Source organism: Sphingobacterium sp. SGG-5, assembly GCF_011043525.1.
Classification (GTDB): Bacteria; Bacteroidota; Bacteroidia; order Sphingobacteriales; family Sphingobacteriaceae; genus Sphingobacterium.
Genome location: NZ_JAAKGO010000002.1, coordinates 522345 through 529014, shown reverse-complemented (window position 1 = coordinate 529014; position 6670 = coordinate 522345). Strand labels below are relative to the sequence as shown.

The window sequence follows — 6670 nt, the reverse complement described above, 5'->3', positions numbered from 1 at the left end:
TCCAGCAGATCAGCGGCGTAAAAGGCTGGAGGTGAAACATATATTTTTACCTTCCCTTTTCTTCTGCCTTTATTATACCTTTCTTCTGACCTTGTTCGCCCTTTCTTCGGCGCCGCTCCGACACGGCTTCGACCCTGCTCTGACGCACGTCGAAGCCACGTCGAAGCCGTGTCGAAGCCGGGTAACAGAAAGGCAGAAGTTGGTCAGAACTTGGTCAGGAGAAAGGGGGAGGTTAAGCATGAGAAAAGAGGGAATAATTTACGAAATTTCTGTATACTTGCGTGAAAGAGGCATTCGTGATGAATATTATATACTATAGTGACTTATTGGGCACCATGGTCTTTGCCATTTCAGGAGCCATGGCGGCAAATCGCAAAGGAGTAGATATTTTCGGCGTGACGTTCATGGGATTTGTGACAGCAATCGGTGGTGGGTCACTACGAGACATCTTTTTAAATATCCGACCCGTATGGGTTGAAGATAAAAATTACCTTATCGCCATTTTCGTCGGTGTACTGCTCTCTATTATCGTCAACAAACAGCTTTATAACTTTGCCAAAACATTAACGTTGTTTGATGCTATGGGTATAGGCTTTTTCACCGTGGTCGGAACTCAAAAATCATTGGATTATGGAAGTACGGGCATGGCCGCCATTGTGCTTGGGATGTTTTCTGCATCGATGGGAGGGGTTATACGTGACACACTTATGAACGAGACTCCATTGATACTTCGAAAAGAAATCTACGCTTCGGCCTGTCTATTAGGAGCATTGCTGTTTGTTGTCTTATACCATATGGAGGTCAATCGCAACATCAATACCTTCTGTAGTGCCTTACTGGTTTTTCTCATTCGGATTATATCCGTAAAATACAACCTATCGCTACCCTCTATACCACCTCCAAAACGAGATTAAAGCACCTCTAATAGTCTTTCAAAAGCCATGCCCCGAGAGGCTTTCAGCAGGATAAAACTATCGGAGAGCGTCGCCACTCTTGCTCTTGCCAAATCGGTGCTTTCATAGAATTCAGCGGTCTCATCCCGATGTTTATAAAATTCTTTCCCCACGAAAATCAGCCGGTCTAATGTTAAGGTCTTTGCCTTCATAACAATCTTGCGATGTTCTTCATAAGATTCATTGCCAAGCTCAAACATATCGCCTAAGATGACAACTTTATGGGGTGCCTCAAGTATACTCATATTGTCCAGCGCAACCGCCATACTACTGGCATTGGCATTGTAAAAGTCGGCGATGACCGTATTGCGATCGGTTTTTGTAATCTGCGAGCGGTTATTCGTAGGGGTATACATTTCAATTCCCCGGTTTATGGCCTCTGGCTCGACATCAAGGTATAAGCCGACCGCAATGGCGGCTAAAAAGTTTTCCAGATTGTAGGATCCGGTTAGATTAGTCGATACCTGCCATGCGCTGCTTTCCCCCTTTTTTTTCCATGAAATCGAAAGATAGGGATCTGCCACCAAAAGATGCCCAATGACATCATTCGCGTCATCCTTTCCATATTTCACCGTTTGTATAAAATTTCGTGCAGCAGCCATTTCGGCCAGATCGGAATTGTCGCCCTGTATAAATAAAGTTCCCCGGTGATCCTGCAAATAATCGTAAAGCTCTCCCTTCGCTTTCTTCACCCCCTCGAAGGATCCGAAGCCTTCCAGGTGGGCTTTGCCGACATTGGTAATCAAACCATGCGTAGGCTGCGCTATACCACAGAGAAAAGCAATTTCCCCCACGTGGTTTGCGCCCATCTCAATAACAGCGGCTTCATAACTGTCATCTACGGCCAATACGGTCAGCGGCACACCAATATGATTGTTTAAATTACCTCGTGTAGCATACACCCTATATTTCTGCGACAAAACCGTATAAAGCAATTCCTTCGTCGTCGTTTTGCCGTTTGTCCCTGTGACGCCGATAACCGGTATATTCCATTGCGCGCTGTGAAACCTGGCTAATTCCTGCAAGGTTTCTAAGACATTGTCTACAAGGATATAGTTTTCATTGATCTTATATTCAGGCTCGTCAATGACCACGTACCTGGCTCCAGCCTTTAAAGCTTGGTAGGCAAAGGCATTGCCATTGAAATTGGCACCCTTTAACGCAAAAAAAATACAATTTTGCCGAATTTGCCGTGTATCCGTGGAGATGTCCGGAAAATCACGGTATACGCGATATAGCTCTTCAATGCACATCTGTCATTTCCTTTCGCCAAACTTAGATATTTTCACTTTTATATGCAATTCGTACTATACCGTTATAGCCGTTTATTTTAGTTGATAGGCAATTACACTGTTATTATTGAAGGTTGGAATATACATCACTCGGTTTGCAGCGTCATAGCCCAGATCTGCTGTATTCATTTTGCCTTGTACATCTTGCAGTTTTTCCACCTGTCCGTCAGCTTTGACATAATAAATGAGACCCGCCCAACACGTTACGATGAAATCACCGTTACCGACAGGCTCCAGGCCATCTGCATTTTGTTCAAAGCCTTTAGCTACAATGGATACCTTCTTGTCTACACCTATTTTCCAAAGTTCTTTACCTGCTAAAGCGTACAGATCCTTACCTATGCTCTTTAAGCCGTTGACACTACCGACATTTTCCAAGAATAAAGAGACTTTACCATCTTTGATATAGTATATTTTATTCTCCCGCGTGTCCGAAACATATACGCCGCCATTATTATCAGCAGTGGCATCATTAAGGAATACTGCTCCGGGAACCTCTATTTCGTCAATGATATTTCCAGAGACGATATCGATAAGTACGACCGCGGTAATATCCGCCACATACAAGATATCCCGATGTAATGCCATGCCCTTGGGTGCATTTAATCCGGTAATCCAGCTCGCGTTCTTCAAACTTCCGTCCGTATTCAATAGAGCGATTCCGCCTTTACCGTCCTTTACATTGCCTGCGCCATCAATAAGAGATACGAACAGTTCTTGTCTGGCCGGAACATACAATACCGATTCCGGAACAGGCAGCTGTTCTTTTGCTTCCCAAATTTTTTTAAGTTGAACTGTCTGGGCAGAAATGGGGCCGTAACATAGTAACGTCACCACAATAAAAAATAGCTTTTGCATAATACTGAATATTTAAACCTTAATAAAGGTAAATAATATCGATGAATTATCTGTCTTTTTTGGTCAATATAGCTCAATCGTTTGCGTTAAAATTCCTTTTAGAGCCTGTTTTTTTTATTTAAAATTGTGAACGTAACACGTGCCTTGGGAAGCTTAAATACTCTCATAAAAAGAACAGCACGGTGCAACGGAGAGCGCAATGAGAAGATTTTTAGACGATAATTTTTTATTAAAGAGCGAAATAGCCGAAGAGCTATACCATGACTATGCAAAAAGTCAGCCCATCATCGATTACCACAATCATCTGGTGCCAGAGCAGGTTGCCCAAAATATCAATTTTGAAAATATCACGCAGGCCTGGCTATATGGCGACCATTATAAATGGCGTGCTATGCGGGCGAACGGCATATCCGAAGACTATATAACTGGTAAGGCGAACGATAAAGATAAATTCCAAAAATGGGCGGAAACAGTACCTTATACGATGCGGAACCCGCTTTATCACTGGACACACCTCGAGCTGCAGCGATATTTTGACATTCATGATCGGCTTGATGAGAAGTCGGCAGAGACCCTATATAAAGATACATCGGCAAAACTACAGACTCCTTCTTTCTCCGTTCACGGATTATTGGAAAAGATGCATGTAGAAGTGATCTGTACGACAGATGACCCGCTAGATAATCTTGCTTTTCACCAGCAGCTCGCCGGGCAGGAGACGACATTCCGGATGTTGCCCGCATTCCGGCCTGACAAAGCGATGGACACAGATGACCTCGTCGCGCTAAACAGTTACATTACGCAGTTAGAAGAAATTACAAATCAAACCATCAACACGTTTGATGATTATCTGGCTGCATTAAAAAACAGACATGATTATTTTGCACAGCAGGGCTGCCGCATATCAGATCATGGATTAGAGTATCTTTGTGCCGAGGATTATACAGCGAAGGAAATAAGCATCATTTTCACGAAGATCCGCTCCGGTCAAGAGCTCAGTCCGATAGATCACGCCAAATTCAAATCTGCCATGCTGGTCTATTTTGCAGAATGGGATCATGAGAAAGGGTGGATACAACAATATCACCTCGGTCCGATCCGAAACAACAATACACGGTTGCTGACTTCCCTTGGACCGGATACAGGGTTTGATTCCATAGGTGACTTCAGCCAGGCACGGGCATTGTCCAAGTTCTTAAACCGGTTAGATACCGAAAATAAGCTGGCTAAAACCATTCTGTACAACGTTAACCCGTCCCATAATGAGGTTTTTGCGACCATGGCGGGCAATTTTAACGATGGTAGTATCGCAGGAAAAGTGCAGTTCGGCTCAGCATGGTGGTTTATGGACCAAAAGGAAGGTATGATCCGTCAGCTCAACACGCTTTCTAATATAGGATTGCTGAGCAGATTTATTGGTATGCTCACCGATTCGCGAAGCTTCCTGTCTTTTCCAAGACATGAGTATTTTAGAAGGATCGTATGTGATTTATTTGCAGAAGACATTATCCACGGTGAACTCCCACATGATATTCCCTGGATTGGAAAAATAATCCAGGATATCTGTTATCATAATGCGAAGCAATATTTTGGGTTTTAGTTACAGGCCAATCCGGATTTCTGCATAATCCAAGATGTTTCCTTCCCGTTTTCGTTTTTGTCTGCCTGATCATGGCAGGACCAATAGGATATCCCACGGAGCTTATCTTGAAGTGCTTCAGCGATAATTACTTTCGAACCAAGGGGCAAAAACACCACAACAGCAACCTTTTGCCCCCGATATAAATCCGTCGGTCCAAGCTTGAAATGGCTGTCGAAAATTAGCTTATTCTTCCCTTCCTTGATTTCATAGTCAATCTTGGCAGCGCGTTCTGCAGCGTGCTGATAGGTCTTTCCTTGGGCCGTATAATTGTATTGGATATAGGGGCTCGCTAAAGAGTCGAGTTGTTCAAAGCGCACGGTAATCTCTTCCCGGATCAGGCTGCTAAAGTTTTCCGCATTGGTATTGACCTGGTAATCCTTTTGTCCATTTTCTAAGGTAGAAGCCTCGATGACGCGCAGATCCCTTTCGGCAAAACGATAAATGGTCTGGGCTTGTAGGGGTTTTTCCACCTTTATTGTACTGATTTCTTTAAAATCTTGTACACCGACCAGCGAATAGACCACGACCATGATGATGGAAACAATCCATGTCGCCCAAAGACTTAAGGATATATACGTATTCATAGGGGCGGTCCTGAAGAGAATACGAAGAAAGAGATGAAAAAGTGCTATAAAAGGAATGATAAGGGCCAGGACTCCCGCTAATAAGGCGATCAGTCCTTGCTCTTTGCTCAAATAAGCTAAGGGAGGAAAAACAATGTTATCCTGGTAGCCCATCACTCCGAGAGAAAAAGCCACCAACAGGAAGATCAAACCCAAGATGGCAACACCGCTGAAAACGAGCAGGAGCAACGCGAAAAATTTCCCGATAAAGCGAAAGATTATCGATACCGCATCTCCGACGGCCTGTACGCCTTTAGACATAAATCCTTTAGCCTGATTAAACCCCTCCTTATATTGTTCGACACCGTCCTCCAGGCTTTTCTTAAAATTCTGTAAATTTGGTTCTTCTCCCCGCATGGCCATGCGATCGGCTCGGGAGGACGCCAGCGGCATCAATACCCAGAGGACAACATACAATAATACGCCAGAGCCACCGAATAAGAAGAAGAGAACAAACAGAATACGGATCCATTTTACCTGGATGCCGAGATAATACGCCAACCCGCTACATACCCCGCCGATAATCATGTCGTCGGGATTTCGCATCATTTTTTTGTGCCCCAAGAAAGAACTCTTCTCTTCCTTTTGCTGCTTGTTATCGGTATCTCCTGTATCGGAAAAATCATCGACCTCTTCAAAATCGCTTACACGCCCCATCTGCGCAATGACCTCCTCCACATCAAGCGAAGAAATCACTTCCTTTTTGCCCGCCTGGATTCGTTCGGAAAACATCTCAGCAATCCGGTTTTCGATGTCTTGCAAGATTTCATCGCTATCGGTCGTCCGACCAAAATGCTTCTTAATATCAATCATGTAATGACGCAATATCTCATACGCGTCTTCTTCAATATGAAACACGATACTGTTGATATTTATGATTATTGTCTTATTCATCGCTTTAAATATTTCAGATTAAATTATTCCTTCCTGATAAAGAGGTTTCCACCGCATACACCAGCTCTTTCCACGTATGATCCAATTTTTTCAGCACTTCTTCTCCCTCTGCTGTAATTTTATAGTATTTACGAGGAGGGCCAGAAGTTGATTCCTGCCAATTGTAGCTTAATAGGCCATTATTTTTTAACCGCGTTAACAAAGGGTATAACGTTCCTTCAACCACCAGTAATTCGGCTTTCTTCAGCTCCGCAATGATATCCGAAGCATATATCTCTCCCTTTGAAATAATCGAAAGAATACAGTATTCCAGTATACCCTTCCGCATTTGGGTCTGTGTGTTTATCGCAATCATGATAAGACAAAGATATAGCTTTTGGATAGTACTTTGCAATACATAGTACTATA

7 protein-coding genes are annotated in these 6670 nt (G+C 43.4%); 3 read left to right on the top strand and 4 right to left on the bottom strand.

Annotation, left to right across the window (positions count from 1 at the left end):
• Positions 1-319: hypothetical protein (locus G5B30_RS17260; protein ID WP_206367009.1), on the top strand; the 319-nt coding region annotated here is incomplete at its 5' end.
• Positions 300-914 carry a trimeric intracellular cation channel family protein gene (locus G5B30_RS04580; protein WP_165318772.1) on the top strand — a complete coding sequence of 205 codons (615 nt, stop codon included), beginning with the start codon at positions 300-302 and terminating at the stop codon, positions 912-914. The genes G5B30_RS17260 and G5B30_RS04580, both read left to right, overlap by 20 nt.
• On the opposite strand, the gene G5B30_RS04575 is transcribed toward G5B30_RS04580, so the two are convergent.
• Entirely contained in the window at positions 911-2206 is a 1296-nt protein-coding gene (locus G5B30_RS04575) for a UDP-N-acetylmuramoyl-tripeptide--D-alanyl-D-alanine ligase (protein ID WP_165318771.1), read from the bottom strand. The two genes, G5B30_RS04580 and G5B30_RS04575, sit on opposite strands and share 4 nt — an antisense overlap.
• Positions 2207-2278: 72 nt before the next feature.
• Complete coding sequence (locus tag G5B30_RS04570; protein ID WP_165318770.1) at positions 2279-3103, bottom strand: SMP-30/gluconolactonase/LRE family protein; 825 nt, start codon at positions 3101-3103, stop codon at positions 2279-2281.
• Between the two features lie 199 nt (positions 3104-3302).
• On the opposite strand from G5B30_RS04570, the gene uxaC reads away from it, so the two are divergent.
• Positions 3303-4703 (top strand): glucuronate isomerase, encoded by a 1401-nt coding sequence (gene uxaC / locus G5B30_RS04565; RefSeq protein ID WP_165318769.1) that lies wholly within the window; start codon positions 3303-3305, stop codon positions 4701-4703.
• Here the strand turns inward: uxaC and G5B30_RS04560 are convergent.
• Together G5B30_RS04560 and G5B30_RS04555 are read right to left on the bottom strand one after the other, a co-directional pair.
• Positions 4700-6262, bottom strand: a complete 1563-nt coding sequence (locus G5B30_RS04560; RefSeq protein WP_165318768.1) for a PspC domain-containing protein — start codon at positions 6260-6262, stop codon at positions 4700-4702. The two genes, uxaC and G5B30_RS04560, sit on opposite strands and share 4 nt — an antisense overlap.
• Positions 6263-6275: 13 nt before the next feature.
• The gene (locus G5B30_RS04555; RefSeq protein ID WP_165318767.1) at positions 6276-6617 is read right to left on the bottom strand and encodes a PadR family transcriptional regulator; all 342 of its coding nucleotides are present in this window, start codon (positions 6615-6617) and stop codon (positions 6276-6278) included.
• Between the last annotated feature and the right edge of the window lie 53 nt (positions 6618-6670).

Coding starts and splice junctions, on each gene's coding strand:
- G5B30_RS04575 (WP_165318771.1), bottom strand. CDS start 2,206: ATGTGCATTGAAGAGCTATATCGCGTATACCGTGATTTTCCGGACATC.
- G5B30_RS04570 (WP_165318770.1), bottom strand. CDS start 3,103: ATGCAAAAGCTATTTTTTATTGTGGTGACGTTACTATGTTACGGCCCC.
- uxaC (WP_165318769.1), top strand. CDS start 3,303: ATGAGAAGATTTTTAGACGATAATTTTTTATTAAAGAGCGAAATAGCC.
- G5B30_RS04555 (WP_165318767.1), bottom strand. CDS start 6,617: ATGATTGCGATAAACACACAGACCCAAATGCGGAAGGGTATACTGGAA.
- G5B30_RS04580 (WP_165318772.1), top strand. CDS start 300: ATGAATATTATATACTATAGTGACTTATTGGGCACCATGGTCTTTGCC.
- G5B30_RS04560 (WP_165318768.1), bottom strand. CDS start 6,262: ATGAATAAGACAATAATCATAAATATCAACAGTATCGTGTTTCATATT.